The sequence below is a fragment of the Lentibacillus salicampi genome, from assembly GCF_004565465.1.
GTDB classification, from domain to species: Bacteria; Bacillota; Bacilli; order Bacillales; family Amphibacillaceae; genus Lentibacillus; species Lentibacillus salicampi.
The window spans coordinates 20,035-45,913 of record NZ_SRHY01000010.1 but is presented as its reverse complement, the minus strand read 5'-3'; the positions used below and the strand labels follow the sequence as shown (position 1 = coordinate 45,913).

Here is a 25,879-nt window from a genome sequence, read left to right as displayed (position 1 = left end):
TATGAATTTAATTGTTTCTTTTTATTGATCTACAAAGACTTCCTCACGCTTGAACATGGCATGAATCCAGTGAACGAGTTTATTGGCACAGGCAATCACAGCGACCCTGTGTGGCTTGCCCTCGTTTCTTTTGCGATTATAAAAGGCTATCAGTTTCTTGTTTCGGTTTTGGGTTAAACCACAATCCACAGCTGTATAAAGGGCATGACGCAATCTTGATGAACCTCTTTTGGTGATGCGATTGATTGTTGCTTTAAACTTACCTGATTCAAAAACACTAGGGTCAATACCTGCGTAGGCAACAAGTTTTTTTGGATGATTGAACTGATCAATGTTCCCCATCTCGGCAATAATTGTGGCGGCAATTTTAGTTCCGATACCGGGGATTGATCGGATTAAATCATATTCTTCAAATGTTGTAGCCAGGGCATCTATCTCTTTTTCTAGCTTGGATAGATGCTCTTGGTATTGAAAAAGCAATTGTATATATAGCCGCAGGCTAATAAGCTGTCCCTGATTGATAGGATTTAGAAAGGGATTACGTTCTGCGGCATCCTTTAATTCAGATGCTTTATTCCAAAACCATGCATGAGAACGTTTGGCTCCAAATTGACGCATTTCAGTGGCCAACACCTGGTGAGAAACGTTTTGAATATCCCAAGAAGTCGGATACTGCTGTAAGATGTTCAACGAAAGGCTGCCATAAAGCTTACTGAAAACACCATGATACTCCGGAAAAATCTGATCTAAAGCAGCCTGAAACTGAAGTTTTACTTCAACATAGCTATCCGTTAAAGCGCTGTGTTGTCTGGTTAATTGCCGAAGATTCAAAAACTGTTCCGTCTTCTTCTGATAGACTTCCAGATCTTCTTTATAGTAAAGCTCACCCAGATGGAAGGCATCGATTTTGTCTGTTTTCACTTTGCGCAGGTTCGTTTTTCTGGCTTCATAAGAAATAACTGGGTTGATTAAATAATATGTCACGCCATGCTCTTCAAGGAATTGGAGCACAGGCTCATGATAATGGCCAGTGGATTCAAAAATGACAGCCGGAGGTTGTCCGGAAACCTGTTCCACTTCCTGATAAAACTGATAAAAGATATGAAGTCCTTGTAGATTGTGTTCAAACTTAAAGCTTTGCTTATAAGTTTTTTTCCTTTGTAAGAAGGCTTGGACCTGGCTTTCTCCTTTGGCGACATCCAGGCCGATGACAGGGTCCATAAGTAATCATAGCTCCTTTAATAGATTCGCCGGTACGCCCCTAACATCACTTGTAGTGTCATAGCTTCGCTTGTTATGCGGGATCTAAGTCCCAACCAGCCTCAAACATGTTTCTACAAGTAGGGGGTGAACAGTATTGCGGACGGGATTGGTGTCCCACGGGCGCCTACGTTCTACCCCGGCTACTTCAAGCATAAAACCTATTAAAAATAGGTCAACCAGAAATGACTGGCTGACCATATAATACGATCGGGCGCCATTCTGGAATAGAACTTGGCGCCCCTTCCATACATAAGGCTCATTTAATGGAATAAATTATGTGGATAATGTAAAAACCTTTTGACATAAACCAGCCAATACGATATTGTAAAATGGAAAGAACTTTTGACGTTTTTAAATGAGGTGACATTTTTGTTAGTCAATTGGATTGTTCCATTTTTAGTTGGAATAGCAATATTTTTTATTATCGGATGGTTTACTGGTAGTGATGAATATGGAGGGATAAAAACAAAGGATGATGAACGCTCTCAATTTATTAAACAAAAGGCCATTGTAAGCAGTTGGATACTGCTGCTAGTGTTTTTTGTTATTAATTTTATATTTGATTTATTTGATTTAAATAATGAGCATTTAGCAATGATACAGTTTCAATATCCAGAATTATTCTATTTATTGTTTTCAGTTGGCAGTTATTTTGTGTACTATTGGATTTATAATAGACGGATGAGCAGTAATGAAAAATAAAATTTTGGAACTTCGAAAAAGCAAGGGGTATACACAGGATACACTTGCAAAAAAATGCAACGTATCAAGGCAAACAATTAATGCTATCGCAAATGATCGATACGACCCTACCTTACAACTTGCATTTAAAATAGCGAGGATTCTTAGCACAACAGTTGATGCCGTTTTTCAGCCATAATCTTTTGTTACATTAACGGGCGCAAATCAGGAATAAATAACTTCGCTCTTTCTTTGTTTGTTGGGCCATTTAACAGAGAGTAGGAGGTTGATGTAAAATTGACAGATAATATTGCCCCAGAATCAAAAAGACCCTGGTATTTAAAGAAAACTTGGGTGTATGTAATGATTCTAGTGCTTTACCCTATAGGTTTAATAAACGTCTTGATACATTGGAATTATTGGCAGTATGAAGAACGTAGAAGATATATGGGTGTACTGATTATTCTAGGATCCTTATGGCTCATAAACTTTTTATCTGATCGTTTTTCGTGGCCGATCCTTCCCATAGTACTAATTATCCTTTTAGTTGTTGGTTCATTGCAGTTGCTAAGAAAGTGATACTTATTTGTTAAGCAATCGGCCGCTTAACTGGAATAAGGGTATCCCCTCGTTCTTGCGGAAAAGGGCGCGATTGCAGAATAAGCATTGTGCCCCGATCGGGCCATTTTGTAAAAAATTTTTAAGAGAATAATGTAAAGACTTTTTGACACCAAAGACTAAAAGTGATAAATTCAAATGTAAAGACATTTTTACATTTGAATGAGGTGATGTAATTGTTAATTAGGGCAGTTGTGCCACTAATAGTAGGCTTAATTATTTTCTTTATTATAGGCTGGGTTACTGGTACAGATGAATACGGTGGGGTTAAAACAAAAGATGATGAACGTTCACAGTTAATTAAACAAAAGGCGATTGTAAGAAGTTGGTTATTACTTCTTATGTTTTTCATTATTAACTTTGTTTTTGACTTCTTTAATTTAAATGACGAGCGTCTAGCATTAGTTCCGTTTGTTTATCCAGAATTACTTTATTTGTTGATTGCGGTTATTAGTTATTTTGTATATTACTGGATTTATAGCCGTCGGATGAGCAGCAATGAAAAATAAAATTCTTAAATTTCGTAAGGATAAAGGATTTACACAAGATGCATTAGCAAAAAAATGTAATGTATCAAGGCAAACAATTAATGCTATCGAAAATGACCGATACGACCCTACTTTACAACTTGCTTTTAAAATAGCGAGAGTTCTTAATACAACAGTTGATGATATATTTCAGCCATGATTTTTTCTTTCACAATACCAGCCAATAGCTGTCAACATTTAAAGGTGAAAACGTTCAAAAAAACATGTTACACTAAAATTGGGCATGCCAAATAGCCTTACCGTTAAACCGATAAGGGATTGGAAAATTTTGGAGTTAATACGTTGTTTATTATTGATCTACAAAGGCTTCTTGACGTTTTAACATGGCATGGATCCAGTGAACGAGTTTATTGGCACAGGCAATCACAGCGACCTTGTGTGGCTTGCCCTCGTTTCTTTTGCAATCATAATAGGCTATAAGTTTCTTGTTTCGGTTTTTGGCCAGACCGCATTGCACAGCCGTATAAAGGGCCTGACGCAATCTTGATGATCCCCTTTTGGTGATACGATTAATGGATGCTTTATATTTGCCTGACTCAAAAACACTTGGATCCAGTCCTGCGTAGGCAGTCAAGTTCTTGGCATGAGGGAACTGATTGATATCCCCCATTTCGGAGGTAATGGTTGCTGCAATCTTATCTCCAATGCCGGGAATTGACTGGATCAATCCACAGTTTTCAAAAGCCTGAGCCAGGGCATCTATCTCTTTTTTTAGCTTGGATAGGTGCTCCTGGTATTGAAAAAGCATTTGAATGTACATCTGCAGGCTGACGATATGGCCATGACAGACAGGATGCTGAAAGGGATTGCGATTCGCTGCAGCCTTTAATTGATCTGCTTTGTCCAAAAACCATTTATAGGAACGTTTCGCCCCGAATTGACGCATCTCGACGGCTAACGTCTGTTGAGAGACCTTTTGAATATCCGAAGCAGTCGGATAATGAAGTAACGTATTCAACGAGAGGTTGCCACAAAGATCACTGAAGACCCCATGATATTCCGGGAAAATATGATCCACAGCAGCCTGAAACTGAAGCTTGATTTCAACATAGCTATCCGTTAGAGCGCTGTGCTGCCTGGTTAATTGACGCAGATTCAGGTATTGTTCGGTTTTCTTCTGAAAGACTTCCAGATCCTCTTTGTAGTACAACTCACCCAGATGGAAGGCATCGATTTTGTCCGTTTTCACCTTGCGCAGGCTGGTTTTTCTTGCCTCATAAGAAACCACCGGATTGATCAAATAATATGTTATATCATGATCCTCAAGAAATTGGAGCACAGGCTCATGATAGTGCCCGGTGGATTCAAAGATGACAGCCGGAGACTGACCGGAGACCTGTTCCACTTCCTGATAGAAACGATAAAACGCATGAAGTCCTTGTAGATGGTGCTCAAATTTAAAGCTTTGCTTATAAGTCTTTTTCCTTTGTAAGAAAGCTTGGACCTGGCTTTCTCTTTGGCGATATCCAGGCCGATGACAGGATCCATAGAAATCACAACTCCTTTGATAGATTCGCCGGTGCGCCCCTCAGATCCCTTGTAGTCTCATAGCTTCGTTTGTTATACGGGATCGCGTCCCAACCAGCCTCAAACATGTTTCTACAAGGAAGGGGTGGACAGTATTGCGGACGGGATCAGTGTCCCACGGGCGCGAGCGTCCTACCCCGGCTTCCTCAAGCATAAAACCTATTAAAATAGGTCAGCCAGTACAATGACTGACTGACCATATAATACGATCGGGCGCGATTGTATAAAAGTCATTAGCTTTAATCAAGTACTTGCTATAGTTGATTTTTTGTCCTCCATTGCCTATAATAAGAACAAATGTTCTTGTTAGGGGGAGTTATAATTGAGAATTAAAGATGTAACTGCTAACTGTCAAAACGAAGTCAAAATGGTTAAAATATTTTCGCCTGATGAATCACCAAAGATAAAGGTTTATGATAGTGAATCAACACATTTTTTACACGAAGTCGGCAATAATAGACAGGTTCTCAGCATTTCCTGTAAGCGAGGACGCGTAACGGAAAAAGAATGGCTATTTGGTATCAGGGAAATAATGGAGTTGGAACTTGAAGGAGTTGAAATTGAAACTAAACCTAGCGGGGTCGTATTTATACGTGAAAAAGATGAATCAATGCCCAGAACGGCAGACTGTTATCACTAAGAAGGTCAGTGCTTCATGAATCAGAAAATTTGTTAAACCGCCTTTCTCGTAGTATCTAAACTTTTCTAAGTGATTATAAAGAAATACTAATGTTCATTAGAGGTGATTTAATGGATGCTCAAATGAATAAACTTGTCCATCAGTTTATTTTACTTCCTCTTGCTATTCGAGTATTACAACACGATAAAAAGAGCTTTTCAGATTTTAAAATGCGTAATGTATATCAGGGTAAGATAGATTCATCCATTAAGCAATTACAGAAAGATTTATCTTCCACTAAAAAGCTTATGTACACGCAATATCATATAAATGTAAAGCAAATCGCACAATGTTCTTATCGATGGTCTAGCAGGCATGATACAGGCGTCATAACGTATACGCCTGGTGAATTAAAAGAAATGACAAGGAAGGTTATAGAAGTTTATTTATACGGTAGTAAATCAACAGCTTTTGAGCCTCGAGATCTGGGATGGTAAAACTCTAAAAGGAAACAAAATGGAAACAAAACAGGGTACAAAAAAGATACAAAATAGGTGACAAAATTTCATGAAAACGGTGTTAAATTATTAGTATCAGGAAGTTTAGTACTTCCCATTAACTCTTTTCTTTCACGGAAAAGGGTTTTTATTTTGGTCAGATAAGGAGGTGAAACCATGTCCAATACTGGATTTGAAAAGGAAACAAAATCGATGGAAGAAAACCGGGCCAAAGATATTAAGCAGGACGATAAGGCAGTCACTAAAAACTCTGCTGAAACATCGAAGAAAGAATCATCATCAAAAAGGAACCGCAGACCTGTTAAACCTGAAGGATTCAAAGAATTTGAAGCTCTGGCAAAAGGCATTATCGAAGCTGACGGGTCTTCGTATTATGAGTGGCTTCATGAACGACACCAAGACATCATCTTGAATTTTAATGTATCGAACCAGAAACAGATCACGAATGTGGCGAAGAAAGGAGAGTGAGATACGTGCAAGACGCAATTCAAACCGTACAAAATATTACAGATGGGATTAAACCAATCGCACCAGTCTTAGCCGGACTGGTGTTAGTTGTCATTGGACTATTATGGACATTTGCAAAAGATCCGCAGAAAAAGGAAATGTATACGGGATGGATGGTCAACGTTGCAATCGGCTTTGGCATTGTTTACTTGGCTGCCAGTCTTGTTTCTTGGTTGGGCGGTCGTGTTGTTGGATTTTAAAGGAGGTGAAGCATTGTGAGTACGGAATACAAATATTTCATAAGTTACCTTTATGAAGATGGCGGCGGCAATGTTGATATAACATTAGCGGAACCCATTCAATCGATAGATGATATTCGTGGTGTCGAAAAGGCCATCAGTGATGAATTTAATCTGGGCGATTCTGTCACCATCCAAAACTTTATACAGTTAAACCATTAATTAAACGGGCTTTCCAATGGATGGAGGCCTTTTTTTATAGAGGAGGTTGAACATGCCAGATACACAAGGTTTTGAAACAGAATTGGCAAACAAGTACGCTGACTTTCTGTCGGCAAAGGAAAAGGAAATGTTGAATCCTGATCAAGAAGGATTCAAATGGAAGCGACAGAAACTGGAATCCCTTTATCAAGATACCGTTCTGAAATCGAAGTATCCGAAGGAAAAGCTTCAAACAATCGAAGATGCGGTGCAAAAAGAACATGATGATGAGGTGAATCAATCAGAGCAGTTTAAACAGGCCTATAAACAAAATGTGCTGGAAAAGCTGCAGCCTACAAAGGAAGAAACCAATTATAAAGAATCTTATAAGCAACACGTGCTGGACGCCTTAGATAAACAACCAGATGAAAAGGAAGCGTCACCCGAAGATGTTCAAAAAAGAGAACAAGAGATGGAAGAATTTGAAGCAAAACACGGTTATGAGAAAGTCTATGAACTCAAACGAGAGGTGCTGGATGACATAAAAGATATGGACTTAACGCCGGTGCAAAAGGAAAAGTTAGGTCAAATTGAAAAGGACTTGGAAAACGAAAAGGTGATGAAACTTGGGAAGAAGCAAAACAAGACACATGAACAAGAGATGGACATGTAGGGCTTCCGATCAGGGAGTCCTTTTTTGGAGGTGATATGAATGAAGATGAAAGATAAACTGCTTTCCAATGTCAAAGCTGTAAAGCCGGAAGATAACGCATTTAAGGCTTTCAAAAAACGATTTTCTACTGTCATGGGCGATCAACTAGACCTGACGGATGACCAATTAAAACAAATTTATGATGGTATGTCCCCCTATATTGAAACGAGCATTTACGCGGAAATGGAGGATGTGCTGGCAGCGATACGAAACACCTATCACGCGCTTGTAAACTGGGTGAGCGAAGAGACAGCTAAATCCTCTGAGAAACACGAGGACCAATCAGACAAGCACTCAGGCGTTCGGACATTGGGAAGCCATAAGTCGTTTTCAAAGCATAAACAGTCGAATCACCCGGTTACGGAAGAAAAGCAAAGTAAAGATGAATTACCCAAGCAAGACGCGATTCAACGCTATATGAGCGATGAAAAATCGTTCAATCGGTTTGTGACGCATGTGGTCACGAATTACCAATCGCTTCCCAAACAGCGAATTGATGTATTGGTGTTCAAACATGAAGGGTATCAGCGTCTGGAACTGACGTTATTTGGCGGATCATTCGTACAACATTACGGATTTAGAACAGCCTATCATCTTCATAACGACTTGATGCATGCATTTCACACAGCTTTTGATGACTTATTAGCTAAGGGAACAGTCCTGACATCAGATCAAGCTATTCAAGAACAAGTCCTTGCACCTGTTTTAAAACGATTTGAAGCTAAAATAGCTGTCAAAGTAGGTAACGATGATGAGCAAGCTGAATCCCTATAAGAAACTGGTTTTTCAAAATATCGAAAATGCGTTAAGTGATTTGAATGCTGAAGATAAAGGACGTTATTTTATCTGCAACTGCCCGGAATGTAACCAGCATGAAGCCTTCATGTATAAAAATAACAAGCATTTTATCCAGTGCAACCGGGAAAACCATTGCGGCTCACGGATGATGCTTGAATTTCATGAAAAGGGAAACATGTCAGCTTATGAACAAAATATGGTAAAACACTATCCCAACCTGACGACACAACAACGGCAGTCGTTAGATTGGTCAAATCGTGTGTTTTCGTATGCGAAAAACTACTTTAAAAGTGAGGCTTTAGATAGTGGATATCGCGGCCTGTCAAAACAGACAACACGCGGTTATGTAGCTGACTTACAAGATGAGGCTATCGTGCAGCATGTCCTCCAAAAAGCCGAACCCTTATTGAACAAAGATTATTCGAACAATAGCTGGATGTGCAAACGAAACTTAATTTTCCCATTGTACGGCGAAGACCATACGTTGGATCGCGTTTTACTCCGTTCCAGCATCGATGAAAACCTTGATCCCAAGGAAATACAGCTTATTTTTAATCCCTCCAAAGAAACGAAGGATTTTTTTATGGACATTCCGCAGGATGCCGACAATGTGGTGGTGAGTGAATCCATTTTGGATGCGTTGTCCTTTCGTGAGATCGATGAAAACGTTGGTATCATCGCATTAACAGGCGCAACCAAAACAAGACAGGTCAAAGATTTTTTGGCCAAACACAAGGAACAGTTTTCGGATAAACAGCTTTTAATCGCCATGGATGATGATCAGGCTGGCTGGAAGGCAACAAGAGACATCGTGAATACAATCGAAGAAGCTGGAATAGGCAGGGATTGGTTAACTTTTGCTTATTCCCCAGGAACGAAAGATGCGAATGAGAACTTGCAGCAAAACCGCAAAGCATTCACTAAAACGTATAACCAAATGGCAGCACATACGAAACAACATGAAAGGGTGATGGCCATTGAACACGAACCATAAGCCACTGACCGAACGCTTAAGCAACTGGCAGATTATAGTGCTTTTCATACTGCTTATCGTCATAATGGGCTTCTTCCTTGCAAACTTTTTATTACACTTTTTCCAGCAATTGCTGCATTTGATTGAAGGATTTGCCAACAATCCGGAACAAGTTAACTTGAACACATTCTCAGTCGATTGGCATTACGTGTTCGTCTTTCAGAAAGAATGGCTTGCGTTTTATGTAGGCTTTTATATCCTTGTCGGGATTAGTCTTTTGAAACTCTTATATAATATCAAAATGAATTATCAAACCATTAACCGTGGGCAACATGGCACGAATGAATTTGAATCCGTGAAGAACATGAAAAATCAGTATCAGATTATCCCGGCATCCAAAACGGAATACGACGGAAAAGGCGGGACGATTGTTGGGGGATTGCAGGAAGCAGGTAAACCATACCGGCTTTTGCTTGATGATGCCCCTGTTCACACCATGGTCATCGGGATTACCCGTTCCGGGAAGGGTGAGACATTCGTTGTGCCAATGATTGATGTTCAAAGCAGGGCTAGTGAGAAACCCTCCATGGTGATTAACGATCCGAAAGGGGAACTTGCCGGGGCATCCTATGAAACTTTACAGGCACGTGGCTATGATGTGTACGTGTTTAATTTAATAGAGCATGCCATGAGCATGGGATTCAATCCTTTACAGTTGGTCATTGATTCATGGAAACAGGGCAGGGTGAGTGATGCGCAAAAATATGCCAACAGTGTGGCATTCAGTTTGTATCATAATCCAAATGCCAAAGATCCGTTTTGGTCAAACAGTGCGAAGTCACTGGTAACGGCCATTATTTTAGCATTAACGGAGGATATGGTGAAAATCGGCAAGGAAGAACGGGTCACGATGTATTCTGTTGCCAACTTCCTTTCCAGCAAAGGAAGCGAGACAGACGAAGAAGGCAATAATGCATTGGATGAATTCTTCCAGGCACGGGATGAAAATAATCCGGCCCGGTTAATGTATGCCACCAGTAATTTTTCAACCGGCAATACACGCGGCAGTATCTTCAGTGTTGCCATGGATAAACTGCAAATATTCACACTTGAACCGAACGCTAAAGTGACAGGGCATAACAGTTTGGATTTAACAGACATCGGGTTTGGCGACAGACCAGTAGCTGTCTTTTTGGCAACGCCTGATTCGGATAAATCAAACGATGTGCTGGCCAGTATCTTTGTTAGTCAGTTGTACCGTGTCAACTCAGAAAAAGCAACTAAAAGCAAAAATGGCAAAATGAAACGACATGTGCAATTCATCCTTGATGAGTTTGGGAATATGCCGGCCATCGATGGCATGGCCAGTATGGTAACAGTCGGTGCCGGACGCGGCTTTAGGTATCACTTAATTGTTCAAGCCTATTCCCAGGTGAAATCGGCTTATGGTGACGAATCGGATACGATTATTGGCAACTGTTCCAATCAAATCTATATCCTCACCGAAGATAAGAGTACCGCTGAACATTATTCGAGCATGCTTGGGGCGAAAACGATTACCGATGTCAGCCGCAGTGGTGATTATCATTCATTCGATAAGTCGCACAGTGAATCGACAAAAGAACGCTCGCTTTTAACATCTGATGAACTGATGCGGTTAAAGGAAGGGCAGTCCGTGTTGATACGCGTGAATAAACGGCAGGATAAGAACCGAAGGAAGATCGAGCCTAAGCCTATCTTTAATCAGGACAAAACCAGTCATAAATTCCGTTATCAATACTTGGCCAATGACTTTGATACAGATCATTCCGTCATGATGCTCCCGATTATGTCCGAAACGTATCATGATATGGACCTAAACAGCATGGTCTATTCTGCGGGGTCAAATGACGACTTATTTTTACGAATGGCTGACGTCATGGCAGATAAGGAGTTTGAGCGATTTAAACGGCATATCTTACAGATTGAACAAAGTCAGGGTGAACTGGATGAAGCAAGAACCAAAGTATTGCTTCAAGAAGTTGATCATTGGTCATTTCTTCATTATATAAGTTTTATAGTCTATCATCCTCACTTTTCACGCATTCACTTAAAGGTACTGGCAGCATTAGCGGATTATTTACCTGTTGATGTGATGCAAACGTGGCAGGATCAAGCCATGAAACGAATTGAAGAGCAAGTTAATCAAAATGAGAAAGCCAGTGAAGCAACCGACCAACAGTCATCTGATGAACAGTCCGATGACGAACAAGAAGCCGAAAAGTTACGAGAACAGGCACTATCTTAAAAGAAATACAAGGAGTGATAAGTTATGAAAGAACCAAAATATCGTGTGGATTGGGAAGTTATCGAAGAAATTGCCATATTGCATGAAAGTCAAGCCGGATGGACAAAAGAGCTTAACATCATTAGCTGGAATGGTGATGAACCGAAATATGATGTGCGGTGGTGGAACCCGGATAAAACGAGGCTGGGCAAAGGCTTTACGTTTACAGCTAAGGAGCTAAGTAAGCTAAAAACGATCATTGATATAAAATTACCGGATGATCCGGATAGGACAAGATAATCATTTCACGTGTCAAAAAGGACTGTTATACTGTTGCTAAAAGGTTGTATGGGAGATGATCGTAACTTGTTGCGGAAACGAACGGTATTGACCCTGATTTTAATAGCCGTTTTACTGGTTTTAAGTGCCTGTGGCGGATCTGACAGTGCTGCAGAAGATAGCGATGAAGAGACAGAATCACCGAAAACTGGATTGAATGAAATTACGTTAGATGACATGATTACGAAAAAGGATAATAACGAAGCTTTTTATGTGTTGATCTATGATGCTAAGACAGAATATGTGAAAAACACTAAATTGCTTGAAGCCTATGATAAAGCACTAAAAGATAAGGATATGACAGCATTTCATGTGAATCTTAATACGCTTGATGATGAACAAAAGCAAAAGGTAGACTCTTTAATTGAAGAATATGAATCTCATTCAGGCTCTTCTCACAGCCCTTTTGAAGACGGTGGATTTGCTGTAGTTTATGATGGACAGATTAACTCTGCCTTTGAATATGTTGGGAAAGCATGGCTCTTAAATACGACTATTGATGAAGCCAATGAAGATAGTACATTTCTGGATGACGATTTATACAGTGATGTAAAAGAAGGGATTCAAATCAATGTTGATTATGTGAAAAATGAAGGGATAAATTTAACGTATTAAATCAATGCCATAGTTATCATGCGGGAACTTACCTGTACCTTAGGTGAGTTCTTTTTTTATGGCAAAAAAGGAGGGGAGGACATTAATGAGCGATGAGTTGAAAAAGCTTTATGAAGATTTAGCTGCCATTTTAGATATCAGCAGTGGCTGGCTGTATGATGACCTCATCCGAAACATTGGATGGGGAATGATTCAAGCGTTCGTTTGGATTAACAATTGGATCGAAGGTGTGGCAATAGATGTTGTTACACTTGGCGGCGTGTATGACAATCCGGCCATGAATCGATTTATCGAAACAATTCAGCCCTACGTGTTTGGCATGTTTGTTGTCACACTAACTGTTGTAGGGTTCCAGTTTATGTTGAATAAAATTGAGAAACGAAATGACGTGCTGATGAATGTTTTGATTGCTGTGAGTGTCATCGTTATCCTACCGAATCTCATGAGTATGATGGATGATTTGTTGAACGAAGGCATAACCGCATTAGATGAACCCGGAACACTATCCGATAACGTCCTTAAAAGGAACATTGCGGATGTGATGTATTATGTTGAAAGTGATTTCAATTATGCTAATGGAAGCAATGAAGAGACTGTGGCGGGTAATGAAAACTTGCTGCCACATCCACCAGATCCCCAAAATAAAGATATCGGGACAACGGATTATACCTTCGGAAACCAATTGAAAAATCCTAGTTCAATTGAAGTCAATGAAAAGCTTGACATATATGAGGATGAGGGATGGTTTAGCTGGACAACTGAGAAGTGGGTAAAACAATTATCTGAACAAGATAAGGATTTTCTAAAAAAGCGTCTTATCTCGACAGGTGATGGTGATACAAGGATTGTTGATCTTAACAAAAACACAGTCCCAGCTACCAATTTGGGCCAACAAAGCTACTACAGGTATCACGTGAATTGGGGCATTACAATAGCCACATTAGCCGTGACGGCCTTTGCATTAGTCATCACAACCATCAAAATTGGGCGTGCCATGTTTGACTTGGCGTTCCATCAATTATTTGCCATGTTCACAGCAGCAACGGATTTAACAGGCGGTCAACGTTTGAAAAAAGTGTTAGTCGAGATTGCCAGTACCTTTGCTGTGATCTTTGTCATGATGGTGCTATTACAGATGTTCATCATTTATGCGCAATGGGCGAATGATATGGAACAGCACATCGGCATTATTGGTACCATCCTACTGCTGATTGCTGGTGCCTGGGCATTAATTGATGCACCTGATATTGTTCAACGCTTGTTGGGCATTGATGCCGGACTGCGTTCTGGCTGGCAGGCCATGATGGGCGGTTATGCTGCCGGTCGTATGGTTGGCGCAGGTGGCAAAATGGCGGCCGAAGCAGGCGGTAAAACCATCAAAGCAGGTGGCAAAGTTGGCGGTGGCGCAGTTGCCGGTGGTGTTGGCATGACAAGGGCATTGAAAAATAACAGCCATGTGACACCAATGCCGTCTCATCGACATACTGAACCGCCACGTCAAGAAGGCAGGTTTTCAACAAACATGACCAATGGAAGTGCGCCACATCATGAAACCAACGGGGGAAGCACTGTTGGAAAAGGACAACCAACTCAGGAAGCCCGGCCGTCATCTGTCAAACCAACGCAACAACAATCTCAATCGACTAGTAGTCGTCCCAATCATTCAGGTGGTGTCACACCATCATCTGTTCAGGGTGGCCAGTCGCAAGAACCATCTGGCCATGTTAATATCCCAACATCACCGAAGATGACGAATCAGCCAAATGTGAGAACTTCAGATGGCCATATTCATCCAAAACCAAAGCATACCTTGTTTGGTGGCAATCGTACGGTACAGCGAGCTAGTCATTTCCTGACACGGGCACATAACACCGGTTACGATGCTGGACAAAAAATGAATCATGTTCGTGGACGTATCCGAGAGGGCTTGAATAAAAAAATGTGAAAAAACCAAAAGATATGCAAAAGGGGCTGAGAGACCATGACATACGAGATTCCGAAAGAGATTAAGGCAAAACCAAAAATTTTAGGATTGGAAATGCGAGAGCTAGTCATTCTACTGATTAGCTCTCTTTTAGTTTTAACGATTTTGCGGGATTTAGTTCATAGTGTTTTTATGATTCCGTACTTTGTGGCCGTGATTGGCATCATGATTTATCTATTCATGCCATCCGGTCACAATCCGAAAAAGAGACATTATGAATCACTCATTCTATTTTTTCGCCATAAAAAGGCGGCTTACCATGCCATGGATCAACACGAACAGGAAAATCGTCAATTGCGTCAATAACGGGTAAACGAAAGGAGGTCAACAGTAAACATGAGCCAAAAAGATAAAATGACTTCCGATGAGTCTAATGACAAACAGACGAACCGAAGGTCATGGGCAACTAAAATTAAGAGTGTTTTTCAAACGAAACAACGTGACGAATCTTCAAGCATCAAGAAAGAGAGAATGTTACGACAGACACCGGAATTACTGCCATTTATTCAAATACATGATGACCATATTTTGTTGAAGAATGGTGTGATGGACATACTCCAGATCCAAACGAAAAACATTCATGCCTTGAATGATGCTGATTTGAATTATTTGCTAATGATCCGGACCCGTTTTTTGCGGAGTTATTTCCGGTCCTATAAAGAGATTATTTTAAACTTTCCAGCAAATACCGAAGTCCAACGCACGTATTGGCTGCAGAAACGTGAACAGATAACCAGCCCGATTCGTTTGGAATATATCGACCAAAAATTACGTGAGTTTGATTTTTTAGAACGTGAACGTTCGAACCGTGAATTTTTCATTTTTGTATATGCCGATGACAAGCAGGAACTGACTGATCGAAAACATGATGCCATGCAAGGCATGCAGAAGGCTTTCCCCTTAACAGAATTAACACGAACGAAAAAGGAACAGATTCTATTCCTATTAAACAATCAAAACACCAAATTATAGAAAGGATGGTTACAATGGCACTGCAGTCGAAACAAATTAGGAAACCAAAACCACCTCAATTGGATAAAGATTTTTTAACGTCGATACAACCACAAGGCGGTATGCGTTTTAAAGACAAGTTCATCAAAAAAGGAGATGGCTATGAAGCGTGCATTCATGTTTTTGACTATCCATCCAGCGTTGATGTGTTGTGGCTCGATAAAATCATGGCCATGTATGATGTGACTGTTGTAACAGATGTGGCAACCATGAACCAGGATGAGACGGTAAGCGCGATTAATAAAAGCATGATGGAACAGGATGTCCGGTTCAGAAGTTCCAAACATGAATCGGAACGGATGGACGCCCAACGTGGTTATCAGGAGATGGAAGACTTGTATCGTCAGATAAGCGAAATGGGGGAAGTCATTAAATTACTGCATATTCGTTTATTTGTGGCGTCACCTACTATATGGGAACTGGAAAAGAAAGTGGAACGAACCATGTCCAAGTTACAGTCATTCGGATTTAAAGGCCAAATCTTTTTAAATGAAACCTATTGGGAATGGCAATCTTTATTCCTTCCTTATGAACAGCAGCTGGCTTTTCCAAACAAACGGGAAGGAAAAGGGATGCCGGCTGTGACACTCGCATCAGGCTTGCCTTATCACTTCTCGGAATTAAATGATCGAACCGGCAGTTACTTAGGGACATCGTTTACCGGAGGTAATGTGCTGTTTGATTTGTTTCATAAGGATAAAATGAGACGATTCTTTAATGCGGTGGTTGTTGGAAAAATGGGTGCCGGCAAGTCAACGACGCTTAAAAAGTTATTAATGGATAATGAAGCACGCGGCCATTTTATTCGTGGTTTTGATGTGACCGGTGAATTTAAGACACTCGTTAAGTCAGTGAATGGACACACCATTAGTCTCGATGGCAGTGATGGCGTCATCAATCCGTTGCAAATCTTTCGTACAGAAGACAACAGTAATCCGGAAAAGAATGAGGAAATCAGTTTTATGCAGCATATATCCAAGGTGGCAACCTTTTATATGTTTCTGGCTGGTAATCCTTCTTCTGAGGAAATCGAAGAATTCAAAAAGATGCTGCGGCTATTTTATGAGTCACTTGGTTTTACGGACAAAATGCATACAACAGGTATTACGTCACTGGCTAATGAGGACTATCCCATATTCAGTGATTTTTTAATGTTCATTCGTGATCAACTCTATGGCAATACTGAGAAGCGAATCATTCGTTCAGAACTATCTTCCACAAGGGTTAAGCGACTCGAAAAAATTGAATTGGTCATTGATAATCTGGTGAACAGTTTTTCGTATTTGTTTAATGGTCATACAACGATTCCTGACATTACGGAAGAACAGGTTATTTTCTTTTCGATTCGTAATTTAACAGGACTCGAAAAAAGTGTGTTCAACGCTCAGATGTTTAATGCATTGAACTTAATTTGGGATAACTTGATCCAAATAGGCTCATCACAAAAGAAGCTCATGTATGACGATGAGGCGTTTGATATTGATGACGCGACACGTTTTCTCGTGATGATTGATGAAGCGCATCGACTGGTCAATTCGGAAAATATGCTGGCGGTGAAGTTTTTAACGGATTTTGCACGTGAAGCACGGAAGTATTTCGGAGGTCTCATCTTGGCCAGCCAATCCATCCGCGATTTTGTTCCGGACCATTCCGACACGGATACGGTTACCAAAATACGGACGTTATTTGAACTGACCCAATATAAATTGGTGATGCAGCAGGATGCCAATTCATTGGACACGTTACGGACCGTTTTTGAAGGACAGTTGACCGACAGTGAATTAGACCATGTACCGCAATTACAACAAGGAGAATGTTTGTTAAGTATCAGTGGAGTTGGTAATTTGATGCTCTCCATTGAAGCGTCTGACGACGAATTGCAACTATTTGAGGGGGGCTTGTGATGGAGAAACGCGTTCTTTACAAGTTTACATTTCTTCTTATCATTGCAATAATAATCATAGCGATGTTCGTATGGAAATGGGCAACTGATGACGAAGAACCACAAAATCCGGAGGATTTATTCGATGCATCACAGCAAGAAAAAGAGCAACCACCAGAACTTCAGGAAGACAAAATCGATGAAGCTTTAGGCGCTAAATCTGATTCAAATGCTGCAGATGGAACACAAAATGATACAGAAGATAAGGATAACCAGCAAACGGAAGATCAACATGAAACCACATATCAAAAACAATTTGGTGATCAAGCAGTTACCGAGGCAAAAGAGCAGGCTAAGCAAGGGCTTGCTCTTTATTTATCGCAAATCGCCGATTGGAATAAATGGCAAGGTGTTGTAACAGCTTCATATTTGGAGGAAATCAAGCAAGCTATTCCAGCAGTGAAGGAAGCAAATGTTGAACGGGGTATTGAATCCATAGAGTTGTTTGTTTCTGATGCAACACAAAAAAACAACATGATATTCGGTGCATTTGCCTCGTGGCATGTTACATCAAATGGACGTATAACCAATCAGCGAACGAAGCTTTTTTATGTGACCGTTGTGAACCAAAACGATCAATGGCTGGTGAAGAAGATGGTAACCCCTGATGACGGCATGGAAGGAAAGAAGAATACATGAAACATATTTGGGGTGCCGTAAAAGCCATTGGTAAGACAAAAGCGATTGGATGGATGATTGGTATTGCTGCAGTGAATATCATTCCGATACTGATTGGCTTAGTTTTAATGAGCATTATGTTTGCGATTATTGGTGCGTTAGGCGGGAGCGTTGATGAACAACAATCAACACAAAACAATCCATCTGCCGGTTATGTATGTTCGGCAACAGGTGAAGTCAATCAGAAAAAATGGGATGATATTTTTCAAAATCAAAAGCGTTCAGGAGCCCTAAAAGGGCATGGCGATGACATCATTCGAATGTCAGAGGAAAAGGGCATTGATCCTGTTTTGTTTGCTTCTATTGCGTTACATGAAACCGCCTGGGGGGAATCCAATGCCATTCAACAAAAAAATAATCCAGGAGGTTTGATGAACCCGGATGGCAGTGGTCTTTATTCCTTTTCAACATTGAAAGAAGGATTAGAGTCCATGTCGCAAACGTTATATAACCGTATCGAAGTTGATGGTTTGGTAACCATTAAACAATTAGGACGTGTCTATGCGCCGGTTGGTGCTGAGAATGATCCCAACAATTTGAATGAACATTGGGTGCCGACAACGAAAAAGATTGCGCAAAAGTTGGGCGGTTTGACGATGCATTGTGACACATCTGCCCAACCGGACATGGAACTGATTGGTGACAAATCGTGGATATCATCACACACCAAAAACATTACATCCGGTTTTGGCAACCGGAGTTGCGGTGGCTGTTCGTCGTTTCATGGTGCTATTGATGTCGCATCGAATGGCATTCGCGGAACACCCATCACAGCATTTGCGGATGGTGAGATTGTTATCAGTAAAGCAAACGGTACGACATTTCAATCAAGCAGCAGCAACATGGGAACAGGGTATGGCTGGTATGTGGAAGTGAAACATGAGAATGGTATGCGGACACGATATGGACACATGATGGCAAAAGGAAAGCCAGTCGGAACTAAAGTTAAAGCAGGTGATGTCATTGGAAAAGTCGGGTCAACGGGTGCTTCCACCGGAGCGCACTTGCATTTTGAAGTGATTATAAACGGTGAAAAAGTTGATCCGATGCCATACGTTAAACCATTTTTAACCGGTAAACAGTAAAGAAAGGACGGGTTGATTGCGTGAAAACTAAATTGAATCGCGGACGTGAAAACAAAACCTATATCAGTCTATTGCTCCTCGCCGGCCTAGCGTTTGGCGTTTTTTTTACGTCTAAAACATGGATGTATGATGATAGTGCGATTGCCCAAACGTCTTTTAATGAATCAATTGGCGGCCTTAGTCAAACGACATTAACGCTTCGTGATTGGGAATATAACCCGAAAAATGAATTGATGGAGGTCACATTGGAACGTCATCATACCGGAACAGATGCAGTCGAACCGACGTTTTCTTTTTACGCGAAAGAACAAAATGAGAGTCAACAATACAATGCAGAATTGGTATATCAGTCAGACAATAATATGGTCGTTCAGATTGAAGGCGTCCCTGAATCTTTTCAAGTGATTGGGTTATTCGTGACGGAACACCGTGACCAAAACATCCTGAAACAGGAGTACAAGAAACAAATAGAAAATAAAGGTGGTGAAACAACTGTAACCGACCAAGACATCAGAGAATCAGATTTGCCTGGACCGGAACAAGTCATTATCGTCGGAGATTACCGAAAAATTGACACCAACAAATCATTGGTAACGAAAACGGACAAAGGGTACAAGAAAGAAAATATTATCGCTGATATGGAACGTACGAAACAAGAAATTACTACCATCATTGAGGAGGATATACCGTTCCAGGAAGATCTGATCACGACACTTAAAAAGGAAAAAGAATCATTGAAACAAGACATGGCATTTGAAACGAAGGAAGAGCAAGCTGACACAAAACGGGAAATTGAACAAAAGGATAAAGCCATTGATGATGCGAAAAATGAAATCGAAAAACTGAAAAATAAAGTAAAAGAACTTCGGGATAAATACCAAAATCGTGAAGAAAAACTGAATGCTTTGACGCAAAATAAGGATGCCAATAAGCAACAAGAACATGACAAAGCGGATGCTGATAAAGCTACAAATGATGAACAAGCTGCGAACAAAAACAGACAAGATAAAAGTCATGATAGAACCAACAAGTCATCCAATAATAAGGAAAAGCCCGATAAAAAGAATGATCATTAAAGGATTTAGTTGTACGCCAAATGTACGCCAGCAAGGGCGCCAAGTGTACGCCTTTGCTCAAAAAAATGGGCTTACCGGAAAACTAGGCTCTGCCTAGTTCCCCACCTTGTGTGGGGACATTTTCCCCTTATCCTGTTCAACACTATTGGCAATCTCATGAGGATGTTGCATGCACTGAATGGAGCTGACAGATAGGGGATGCATTCACATCATATTGTGTTGTAATCATGCAGCAAATTAACGGAAAGGAATGATGCAGTGATGGAACTTAAAGTACGGGATGTCGATACCGGTGCCGTCAAAGTTTTAAATGACGAAGCACGAAAACAAAACGTGTCACGGAATGAATTGTTAAAAAGACACATTGAAGATTTAGCACAGTTTAATGGCATTAAACGCGCTGAAAAAGAATTGGATTCAACATTAAGTCGCGTTGGTGATGCATTAGAGATGACGTACAATCGGCTAGACCAATTGGAAAAACAATCTATGAAAATGTATTTGTTGTTAGCCACTGTATTGGACATTGATCCTGGAGAAACAGATGACTATTTGGAAAACATGTTCAACATCAACGGGAAGGAGATGAATTAAATTGCATGCAACGAAACAACGGTTACATGCCCGGTTGTCACCGGACACTGTTGAAAAGATACAGACCATTGCAGATGAAAAGCATGTATCACAAGCCGATGCCATAACGAAAGCCATTGATCACTTTTACGCAGACCGTGATGAAAAGTATGTTGTGTTTAAAGACATGATTTCGGATTTAATGGATGAAAAACTTGCGGCCATGCAAGATAAATTACATCGTATTCAAGTCACCGGCAATGTGGTTGACCGTGATACGAAAATTCTTTTGGAGTTTGTGAACCACTATTACTTGATCAATGAATTTAAAGATTTGATAACCACTGAAAAATACAAGACAAATGGGATGCAACAAGCAGAAGACTTGATTCAAAAACGTATCCATAAACATCGTCAAAAGAAGCTGGATTATGAAAAGCGAAAGGAACAAAAGCAACAGGAAAGCGAGGCTTAATGCATGAGCAGTCCTGCGGTTGTGTTACGAAGCAAATTTGTCACACCTGGGTCCAATACATTTAATAGTTACATCAATTATATCGATCGTGAAGATGCCAAGCGTCATATCCATGTGAACCAATCATCCAAAGAAACGGATGATTTTTTTGTCTTTCATGACTTCATGGATTATATGGATGATGAAGCAAAACAAGGTGACCTATTCACAAAAGATGATGATCAGTTGAATCCGAATGACAAGAAAACATTGAAGCAACAATTTCAAAAAGCACAACAACATGAATCACCCATGTGGCAGGATGTTATTAGTTTTGATAACGATTGGTTGGCGAAACAAGGTCTTTATAATCAGACAACACATGCCGTTTACGAAACAAGCATGCGCAAGGTTGTCCGCGAAACAATGGCTACTGTGTTGAAGTCAGAGGGCATGGAAAAATCAGCCGTATGGACAGCATCTTTACACTATAATACCGACAACATTCATGTCCATATTGCTTCAACGGAACCGCACCCAACGCGTGAAAAAATGGACGTTTTCGATAAGGAAAGTCAAACATGGCGGGAAGAATATCGTGCCAAACGTAAACCCAAGACACTGGATAAAATGAAATCCAAAGTGGCCAACATGATTCTGGATAGAACGCATGAACGGAATAAAATTGATGACCTTGTCCGCGGTACCGTTCATCATAAAAAAGAAAATGGTGTTTCCTTGTCGACTTATCGCCAAACAAAAGCATTATTTCAGGAAGCCATGAATTACCTTCCATCAGATAAGAAACAATGGCGATATGGTTATCAATCGATTAACGATGCAAGACAGTATATAGATGAAATAACAACGATTTATTTGCAGCAATTCCACGCGGATGACATGGAACAGTTGCACCAGCAATTGGATGTTGAAGTGAACGTGATGAAAGAGATGTACGGTGAAAGCAGCGACTATGAGCAGTATAAACAAACAAAACTGGATGACTTGAAGAAGCGAATGGGGAATGCAGTGCTGTCTGAAATGCGTAACTTTGCGAAAGCGCAAAACGATTTATCGTTTCAGCCAAAACGATTAAATGGATGGCCATCATTCAATCAGCAGCAGTCTTTTACTAATTCAAACCAGACTGTGTATACATTTAATGCTTCCATGATGAAATTAAGTAAAGCGATGCGCCGAACATTTCATGATTATCAAAAAGATCGAAACATGCAGGAATTTGACCGACTAATGGATGGGTATGAATAACTTTCAAAAAGGTGGTGATGTGAATGGACTATCTATTATTCTATTTCAGTGTTATGTTGATAATACTGTTTGTTTTACCAATGATGATTAAATACGTTAAGAAGAAAAAACAGTTTACCCTGATGAAAAAGTCAGGTATAAAAGATATTGACCGTATGAAAGGCTATCAATTTGAAGCATACCTGCAAGTATTGTTTAAGGAACTGGGATATCGGCCAGTTGTGACGCAAAAATCAGGTGACTACGGGGCAGATGTGGTGCTTAAAGGTAGAAATAAAATTGTGATACAGGCAAAACGCTATGGTTATAAACACAATGTCAGCATGGATGCCGTACGTGAAGTATTGGCAGCCATGTTTTTTTATAAGGCAGATGAAGCGTGGGTGATTACGAATTCCTTTTTCACGAAACAGGCTACAACATTAGCCAAAACATGCGGTGTTACATTATTAAACCGTTATGATTTAGAAAAGTTTATTGTCAAGATTAATCCAACGAAGCAGCCAAAACAATTCACACGAAAAAGGAGCGAATTAAGTTGACCGTTACGGTATTAGCCGAGAAGCCAAGTCAAGCTACGCACTATGCAGGAGCGTTTCAACATGTCAGTCAAAAAGATGGGTACATGGAGGTGAACGATGACCGATTCTTTCAAAGCAAAACATATATCACGTGGGGAGTTGGTCATTTAGTGGAACTGGTTTCACCGGATGCTTATAGCGATTCCTGGAAGCAGTGGCGTTTAGACAACTTACCCATATTCCCGAAAACATTTCAATTTCAAGTAAGTGAGGATAAAACGAAACAGTTTAACATTGTGAAGCAATTATTGAAAGAAACGGATGACATTATTGTCGCAACTGATTGCGACCGTGAAGGGGAGAATATTGCCAGAAGTATTATTAAAATGGCAGGCGCTGCCAATAAACCAACCAAGCGTCTATGGATCAACTCATTGGAAGTGGATGAAATTCAGAAAGGGTTCAAGCAACTTAAGGATGGGAACAACTATGTTTCATTGTATAAAGAAGCCCAGACAAGACAATTAAGTGACTGGCTGGTTGGTATGAATGCATCCCGTTTATATACATTGCTTTTGCAACAGAATGGCATGAAAGGCGTCTTTAGTGTTGGCAGGGTTCAAACGGCCACACTCTATTTATTGTATAAACGACAGCAGGAAATCGAGAACTTTGTCTCCAAACCTTTCTTTGAACTGGTTGGTAATGTGAACGTCAATAACGGCTCGTTTGATGCCAAAGTGAAAGCACGTTATCAAACGAAAGAAGACGCCATGAACATCCTGGATTCTCATAGTCTGTTATCCAGCGAAAATCAAGGCACCATACAACAGGTTACAAAAGAACAGAAGAAGAAGAAAGCACCGAAGCTGCATTCATTATCGACGCTCCAAGCAACTGCCAATAAACAATGGAAATATAGTCCGTCTGACGTGTTAAAGACTGCGCAATCGTTGTATGAGAAAAAACTGTTATCTTACCCAAGAACGGATAGTCATTATATTACGGATAGTGAGTTTGCTTACTTAAAAAGCTATCTATCAACCTATCAATCCTGTTTAAACGTCACCATGGCTATCGCCTATCCTGATGCACGAAAGCGTTATGTGGATGGTTCCAAAGTACAGGAGCATTATGCGATTATTCCAACAAAACAGATACCGAACAAGCGGGATCTGACTGATAAAGAATGGCATATTTATCAGGAAGTCGTTGCAACAACATTGGCTATGTTCGCTGGCGATTATGAATATGAAGAAACCAAGGTCGAGGTTGACGTAAACGGTTTGTGTTTTGAGAAAACCGGCCAAGTGGAGCTAAAGAAAGGCTGGAAAGCTTTATTTACGGAAGATACATCGGATACAGAGGATGAAGCTGAACAAGACAATACGGTTCTTCCGTCAATAAAAGAAGGGGAATCTTGTAACGTTGCCATTGATATATCTGAGGGAAAAACGAAGCCACCGAAGCCTTATACGCAAGGACAATTAATTAATGTCATGAAACAGGCTGGTAAGGAAATCGATGATGAAACATTGCAGCATACATTGAAAGAGAATGAAGGTATTGGGACTGAAGCAACACGAGCAAATATCCTTGTTACATTGAAAAAGCAGCAATATATCGAGATAAAAAAGAATAAAGTGTCGGTTACGGGGAAAGGCCAAATTTTATGTCAGGCTGTTGAAGGAACTGTTTTGGCCAGTCCGGAGATGACGGCCAAATGGGAAACGTACTTACACAAAATCGGGCAAAATGAAGGCTCCCAAGAACACTTTATATCCAAGATAAAACAGATGCTGGCATCACTTTTGGAGGATGCACCAGCTAAAATGAAGAGGCTTGAATCAGAATTTCAGGAAGCTAAAGAACAGAACATTGTTGGTGAATGTCCGGTATGTGGTAAAGCAGGAGGGAAGATTGAGGATAAAGGAAAGTTTTATGGCTGTTCCCGTTATCGAGATAACTGCACGTTTACTTTGCCTAAACGATTTTTAGGAAAAACAATTAGTGAAACCAATCTAAAAAAGTTGTTGACAGGTAACAAAACCAATTTAGTGAAAGGATTCAAAAGCAAGAAAGGAAAAACATTTGATGCGTATTTGCGCTATGATGCGTCAGAACAAAAACTAACATTTGAATTTCCGAAAGGGTGATTGTATGGATTTGTATGTAAATGGTAAGTATCAGTCCGTTGATATCGGTTATGTAAAAGAAATTAAAGAATCCAGTGTTGTATTTATTGTCAAAGACGGTGAAGTCGAAATGGCTATTGATCCTATAACGCTGGATGCGATTCAAACTATTTGTATGGCTGATGAGGATGCTTTGATCCCGTTAGATTTGGAGACGAATTCCATCATCTTAGATGGTGAGCCAACCAAATAAAACGATTTTTTATGAGTATTTCCATTTAGGGAGTCTTTTTTATTTTGGAGATGATTGATGGTGCAAAACGTATACAAGATTGTTTCATCCAGTGCAGCGAATTCTCCGGCTGAATTCGTCATGAAAGATGGAAAGTAACAGAAAGAAGTGACAATAGGCATATGGAATCCAGAGCCGGATGACAGGGATGATTTGTATGTATGTTTATTTAATCCGGCTGAATATGAAGCTCCAGGGTTGAATGACTGGGACGATGCATTAGATGTTTTTCAAATGGACGATATCCTGATACCAGATGCCTATGAGCAGTTACAAAGTGCTCTTTTTGATTATGACGATCATTTTGAGATGGCATTATCTGAAAAAGATTTTTCAACTCATCCGACTGAAATATTGGAAGATGAACTGAAAGGTGAATTGGCAAAAAAAGAGATGAGATCGATTGAGAAGCAGTAACAATTTGATATGGAGATGTGAGGGCTTCCTTTGTGGAGGTCCTCTTTTATTTATAATCATTTTTTATAAAGGGTGATA

General features: G+C 40.2%; 30 protein-coding genes and 1 pseudogene. 29 read left to right on the top strand and 2 right to left on the bottom strand.

Translation table 11 applies throughout. From position 1 onward, the window contains the following. Positions 1–21: 21 nt before the first annotated feature. Entirely contained in the window at positions 22–1,221 is a 1,200-nt protein-coding gene (locus E4U82_RS08660) for an IS110 family RNA-guided transposase (protein ID WP_135109801.1), read from the bottom strand. 411 nt (positions 1,222–1,632) lie between these two features. Here E4U82_RS08660 and E4U82_RS08655 point away from each other — a divergent pair, with 411 nt between their 5' ends. The 4 genes from E4U82_RS08655 to E4U82_RS08640 all read left to right on the top strand — a co-directional run bounded on the left by E4U82_RS08655 (position 1,633) and on the right by E4U82_RS08640 (position 3,249). Next, positions 1,633–1,965, top strand: coding sequence for a hypothetical protein (locus E4U82_RS08655; RefSeq protein ID WP_135109800.1), 333 nt, complete (start codon positions 1,633–1,635; stop codon positions 1,963–1,965). Continuing rightward, on the top strand, positions 1,955–2,143 hold the full coding sequence (locus tag E4U82_RS08650; protein WP_135109799.1) for a helix-turn-helix transcriptional regulator: 189 nt from the start codon (positions 1,955–1,957) through the stop codon (positions 2,141–2,143). Before E4U82_RS08655 ends, E4U82_RS08650 begins: the two co-directional genes overlap by 11 nt. A 595-nt stretch (positions 2,144–2,738) precedes the next feature. Beyond that, positions 2,739–3,071 carry a DUF2178 domain-containing protein gene (locus E4U82_RS08645; RefSeq protein WP_135109798.1) on the top strand — a complete coding sequence of 111 codons (333 nt, stop codon included), beginning with the start codon at positions 2,739–2,741 and terminating at the stop codon, positions 3,069–3,071. Then, the gene (locus E4U82_RS08640) at positions 3,061–3,249 is read left to right on the top strand and encodes a helix-turn-helix transcriptional regulator (RefSeq protein ID WP_135109797.1); all 189 of its coding nucleotides are present in this window, start codon (positions 3,061–3,063) and stop codon (positions 3,247–3,249) included. The genes E4U82_RS08645 and E4U82_RS08640 overlap by 11 nt, the downstream gene beginning before the upstream one ends. A gap of 150 nt (positions 3,250–3,399) precedes the next feature. Here the strand turns inward: E4U82_RS08640 and E4U82_RS08635 are convergent. After that, a pseudogene (locus E4U82_RS08635) lies at positions 3,400–4,598 on the bottom strand (IS110 family RNA-guided transposase). 361 nt (positions 4,599–4,959) lie between these two features. Here E4U82_RS08635 and E4U82_RS08630 point away from each other — a divergent pair. The 25 genes from E4U82_RS08630 (at position 4,960) to E4U82_RS08510 (ending at position 25,801) form a co-directional block, all read left to right on the top strand. Further along, the gene (locus tag E4U82_RS08630; protein ID WP_135109796.1) at positions 4,960–5,277 is read left to right on the top strand and encodes a hypothetical protein; all 318 of its coding nucleotides are present in this window, start codon (positions 4,960–4,962) and stop codon (positions 5,275–5,277) included. A gap of 110 nt (positions 5,278–5,387) precedes the next feature. Further along, entirely contained in the window at positions 5,388–5,753 is a 366-nt protein-coding gene (locus E4U82_RS08625) for a YhjD family protein (RefSeq protein ID WP_135109795.1), read from the top strand. A gap of 177 nt (positions 5,754–5,930) precedes the next feature. Then, on the top strand, positions 5,931–6,242 hold the full coding sequence (locus E4U82_RS08620; protein ID WP_135109794.1) for a hypothetical protein: 312 nt from the start codon (positions 5,931–5,933) through the stop codon (positions 6,240–6,242). 5 nt (positions 6,243–6,247) lie between these two features. Beyond that, positions 6,248–6,481, top strand: a complete 234-nt coding sequence (locus tag E4U82_RS08615; protein WP_135109793.1) for a pilin — start codon at positions 6,248–6,250, stop codon at positions 6,479–6,481. A gap of 15 nt (positions 6,482–6,496) precedes the next feature. After that, complete coding sequence (locus E4U82_RS08610) at positions 6,497–6,682, top strand: hypothetical protein (protein ID WP_135109792.1); 186 nt, start codon at positions 6,497–6,499, stop codon at positions 6,680–6,682. 52 nt (positions 6,683–6,734) lie between these two features. Next, positions 6,735–7,334 carry a hypothetical protein gene (locus tag E4U82_RS08605; protein ID WP_135109791.1) on the top strand — a complete coding sequence of 200 codons (600 nt, stop codon included), beginning with the start codon at positions 6,735–6,737 and terminating at the stop codon, positions 7,332–7,334. A 39-nt stretch (positions 7,335–7,373) separates the two neighbouring features. Further along, positions 7,374–8,147: a hypothetical protein gene (locus E4U82_RS08600; RefSeq protein ID WP_135109790.1), complete on the top strand. Its 774-nt coding sequence runs from the start codon at positions 7,374–7,376 to the stop codon at positions 8,145–8,147. Then, positions 8,125–9,165 carry a toprim domain-containing protein gene (locus E4U82_RS08595; RefSeq protein ID WP_135109789.1) on the top strand — a complete coding sequence of 347 codons (1,041 nt, stop codon included), beginning with the start codon at positions 8,125–8,127 and terminating at the stop codon, positions 9,163–9,165. Before E4U82_RS08600 ends, E4U82_RS08595 begins: the two co-directional genes overlap by 23 nt. Beyond that, on the top strand, positions 9,149–11,431 hold the full coding sequence (locus E4U82_RS08590; RefSeq protein ID WP_135109788.1) for a VirD4-like conjugal transfer protein, CD1115 family: 2,283 nt from the start codon (positions 9,149–9,151) through the stop codon (positions 11,429–11,431). Before E4U82_RS08595 ends, E4U82_RS08590 begins: the two co-directional genes overlap by 17 nt. 24 nt (positions 11,432–11,455) lie before the next feature. Then, positions 11,456–11,710 (top strand): YdbC family protein, encoded by a 255-nt coding sequence (locus tag E4U82_RS08585; protein ID WP_135109787.1) that lies wholly within the window; start codon positions 11,456–11,458, stop codon positions 11,708–11,710. A 66-nt stretch (positions 11,711–11,776) separates the two neighbouring features. Beyond that, positions 11,777–12,364 carry a hypothetical protein gene (locus E4U82_RS08580; protein WP_245183543.1) on the top strand — a complete coding sequence of 196 codons (588 nt, stop codon included), beginning with the start codon at positions 11,777–11,779 and terminating at the stop codon, positions 12,362–12,364. Between the two features lie 85 nt (positions 12,365–12,449). Further along, a complete protein-coding gene (locus E4U82_RS08575; protein ID WP_245183542.1) occupies positions 12,450–14,309 on the top strand; it encodes a pLS20_p028 family conjugation system transmembrane protein in 1,860 nt (619 codons plus the stop codon). Positions 14,310–14,345: 36 nt separating this feature from the next. After that, positions 14,346–14,654: a DUF5592 family protein gene (locus tag E4U82_RS08570; RefSeq protein ID WP_135109786.1), complete on the top strand. Its 309-nt coding sequence runs from the start codon at positions 14,346–14,348 to the stop codon at positions 14,652–14,654. 30 nt (positions 14,655–14,684) lie between these two features. Further along, entirely contained in the window at positions 14,685–15,320 is a 636-nt protein-coding gene (locus tag E4U82_RS08565; RefSeq protein WP_135109785.1) for a hypothetical protein, read from the top strand. A 14-nt stretch (positions 15,321–15,334) separates the two neighbouring features. Further along, the gene (locus E4U82_RS08560) at positions 15,335–17,263 is read left to right on the top strand and encodes a VirB4 family type IV secretion system protein (protein WP_135109784.1); all 1,929 of its coding nucleotides are present in this window, start codon (positions 15,335–15,337) and stop codon (positions 17,261–17,263) included. Further along, on the top strand, positions 17,263–17,940 hold the full coding sequence (locus tag E4U82_RS08555) for a hypothetical protein (protein WP_135109783.1): 678 nt from the start codon (positions 17,263–17,265) through the stop codon (positions 17,938–17,940). Before E4U82_RS08560 ends, E4U82_RS08555 begins: the two co-directional genes overlap by 1 nt. Then, a complete protein-coding gene (locus E4U82_RS08550) occupies positions 17,937–19,064 on the top strand; it encodes a peptidoglycan DD-metalloendopeptidase family protein (RefSeq protein ID WP_135109782.1) in 1,128 nt (375 codons plus the stop codon). The genes E4U82_RS08555 and E4U82_RS08550 overlap by 4 nt, the downstream gene beginning before the upstream one ends. A gap of 20 nt (positions 19,065–19,084) precedes the next feature. Continuing rightward, complete coding sequence (locus E4U82_RS08545) at positions 19,085–20,140, top strand: hypothetical protein (RefSeq protein WP_135109781.1); 1,056 nt, start codon at positions 19,085–19,087, stop codon at positions 20,138–20,140. Positions 20,141–20,401: 261 nt separating this feature from the next. Continuing rightward, positions 20,402–20,734: a hypothetical protein gene (locus E4U82_RS08540; RefSeq protein WP_135109780.1), complete on the top strand. Its 333-nt coding sequence runs from the start codon at positions 20,402–20,404 to the stop codon at positions 20,732–20,734. 1 nt (position 20,735) lies between these two features. Further along, positions 20,736–21,188: a hypothetical protein gene (locus E4U82_RS08535; RefSeq protein ID WP_135109779.1), complete on the top strand. Its 453-nt coding sequence runs from the start codon at positions 20,736–20,738 to the stop codon at positions 21,186–21,188. A 3-nt stretch (positions 21,189–21,191) separates the two neighbouring features. After that, a complete protein-coding gene (gene mobP2 / locus E4U82_RS08530; protein ID WP_135109778.1) occupies positions 21,192–22,436 on the top strand; it encodes a MobP2 family relaxase in 1,245 nt (414 codons plus the stop codon). Positions 22,437–22,459: 23 nt separating this feature from the next. Then, positions 22,460–22,978, top strand: a complete 519-nt coding sequence (locus E4U82_RS08525) for a restriction endonuclease (protein ID WP_135109777.1) — start codon at positions 22,460–22,462, stop codon at positions 22,976–22,978. Further along, a complete protein-coding gene (locus E4U82_RS08520) occupies positions 22,975–25,113 on the top strand; it encodes a type IA DNA topoisomerase (protein ID WP_135109776.1) in 2,139 nt (712 codons plus the stop codon). Before E4U82_RS08525 ends, E4U82_RS08520 begins: the two co-directional genes overlap by 4 nt. 4 nt (positions 25,114–25,117) lie before the next feature. Beyond that, positions 25,118–25,345 carry a hypothetical protein gene (locus E4U82_RS08515; RefSeq protein ID WP_135109775.1) on the top strand — a complete coding sequence of 76 codons (228 nt, stop codon included), beginning with the start codon at positions 25,118–25,120 and terminating at the stop codon, positions 25,343–25,345. A gap of 147 nt (positions 25,346–25,492) precedes the next feature. After that, the gene (locus E4U82_RS08510) at positions 25,493–25,801 is read left to right on the top strand and encodes a hypothetical protein (protein ID WP_135109774.1); all 309 of its coding nucleotides are present in this window, start codon (positions 25,493–25,495) and stop codon (positions 25,799–25,801) included. Positions 25,802–25,879 lie beyond the last annotated feature (78 nt).

Coding starts and splice junctions, on each gene's coding strand:
- E4U82_RS08660 (WP_135109801.1), bottom strand. CDS start 1,221: ATGGACCCTGTCATCGGCCTGGATGTCGCCAAAGGAGAAAGCCAGGTC.
- E4U82_RS08650 (WP_135109799.1), top strand. CDS start 1,955: ATGAAAAATAAAATTTTGGAACTTCGAAAAAGCAAGGGGTATACACAG.
- E4U82_RS08640 (WP_135109797.1), top strand. CDS start 3,061: ATGAAAAATAAAATTCTTAAATTTCGTAAGGATAAAGGATTTACACAA.
- E4U82_RS08625 (WP_135109795.1), top strand. CDS start 5,388: ATGGATGCTCAAATGAATAAACTTGTCCATCAGTTTATTTTACTTCCT.
- E4U82_RS08620 (WP_135109794.1), top strand. CDS start 5,931: ATGTCCAATACTGGATTTGAAAAGGAAACAAAATCGATGGAAGAAAAC.
- E4U82_RS08605 (WP_135109791.1), top strand. CDS start 6,735: ATGCCAGATACACAAGGTTTTGAAACAGAATTGGCAAACAAGTACGCT.
- E4U82_RS08600 (WP_135109790.1), top strand. CDS start 7,374: ATGAAGATGAAAGATAAACTGCTTTCCAATGTCAAAGCTGTAAAGCCG.
- E4U82_RS08595 (WP_135109789.1), top strand. CDS start 8,125: ATGAGCAAGCTGAATCCCTATAAGAAACTGGTTTTTCAAAATATCGAA.
- E4U82_RS08585 (WP_135109787.1), top strand. CDS start 11,456: ATGAAAGAACCAAAATATCGTGTGGATTGGGAAGTTATCGAAGAAATT.
- E4U82_RS08575 (WP_245183542.1), top strand. CDS start 12,450: ATGAGCGATGAGTTGAAAAAGCTTTATGAAGATTTAGCTGCCATTTTA.
- E4U82_RS08570 (WP_135109786.1), top strand. CDS start 14,346: ATGACATACGAGATTCCGAAAGAGATTAAGGCAAAACCAAAAATTTTA.
- E4U82_RS08565 (WP_135109785.1), top strand. CDS start 14,685: ATGAGCCAAAAAGATAAAATGACTTCCGATGAGTCTAATGACAAACAG.
- E4U82_RS08560 (WP_135109784.1), top strand. CDS start 15,335: ATGGCACTGCAGTCGAAACAAATTAGGAAACCAAAACCACCTCAATTG.
- E4U82_RS08555 (WP_135109783.1), top strand. CDS start 17,263: ATGGAGAAACGCGTTCTTTACAAGTTTACATTTCTTCTTATCATTGCA.
- E4U82_RS08550 (WP_135109782.1), top strand. CDS start 17,937: ATGAAACATATTTGGGGTGCCGTAAAAGCCATTGGTAAGACAAAAGCG.
- E4U82_RS08540 (WP_135109780.1), top strand. CDS start 20,402: ATGGAACTTAAAGTACGGGATGTCGATACCGGTGCCGTCAAAGTTTTA.
- mobP2 (WP_135109778.1), top strand. CDS start 21,192: ATGAGCAGTCCTGCGGTTGTGTTACGAAGCAAATTTGTCACACCTGGG.
- E4U82_RS08525 (WP_135109777.1), top strand. CDS start 22,460: ATGGACTATCTATTATTCTATTTCAGTGTTATGTTGATAATACTGTTT.
- E4U82_RS08515 (WP_135109775.1), top strand. CDS start 25,118: ATGGATTTGTATGTAAATGGTAAGTATCAGTCCGTTGATATCGGTTAT.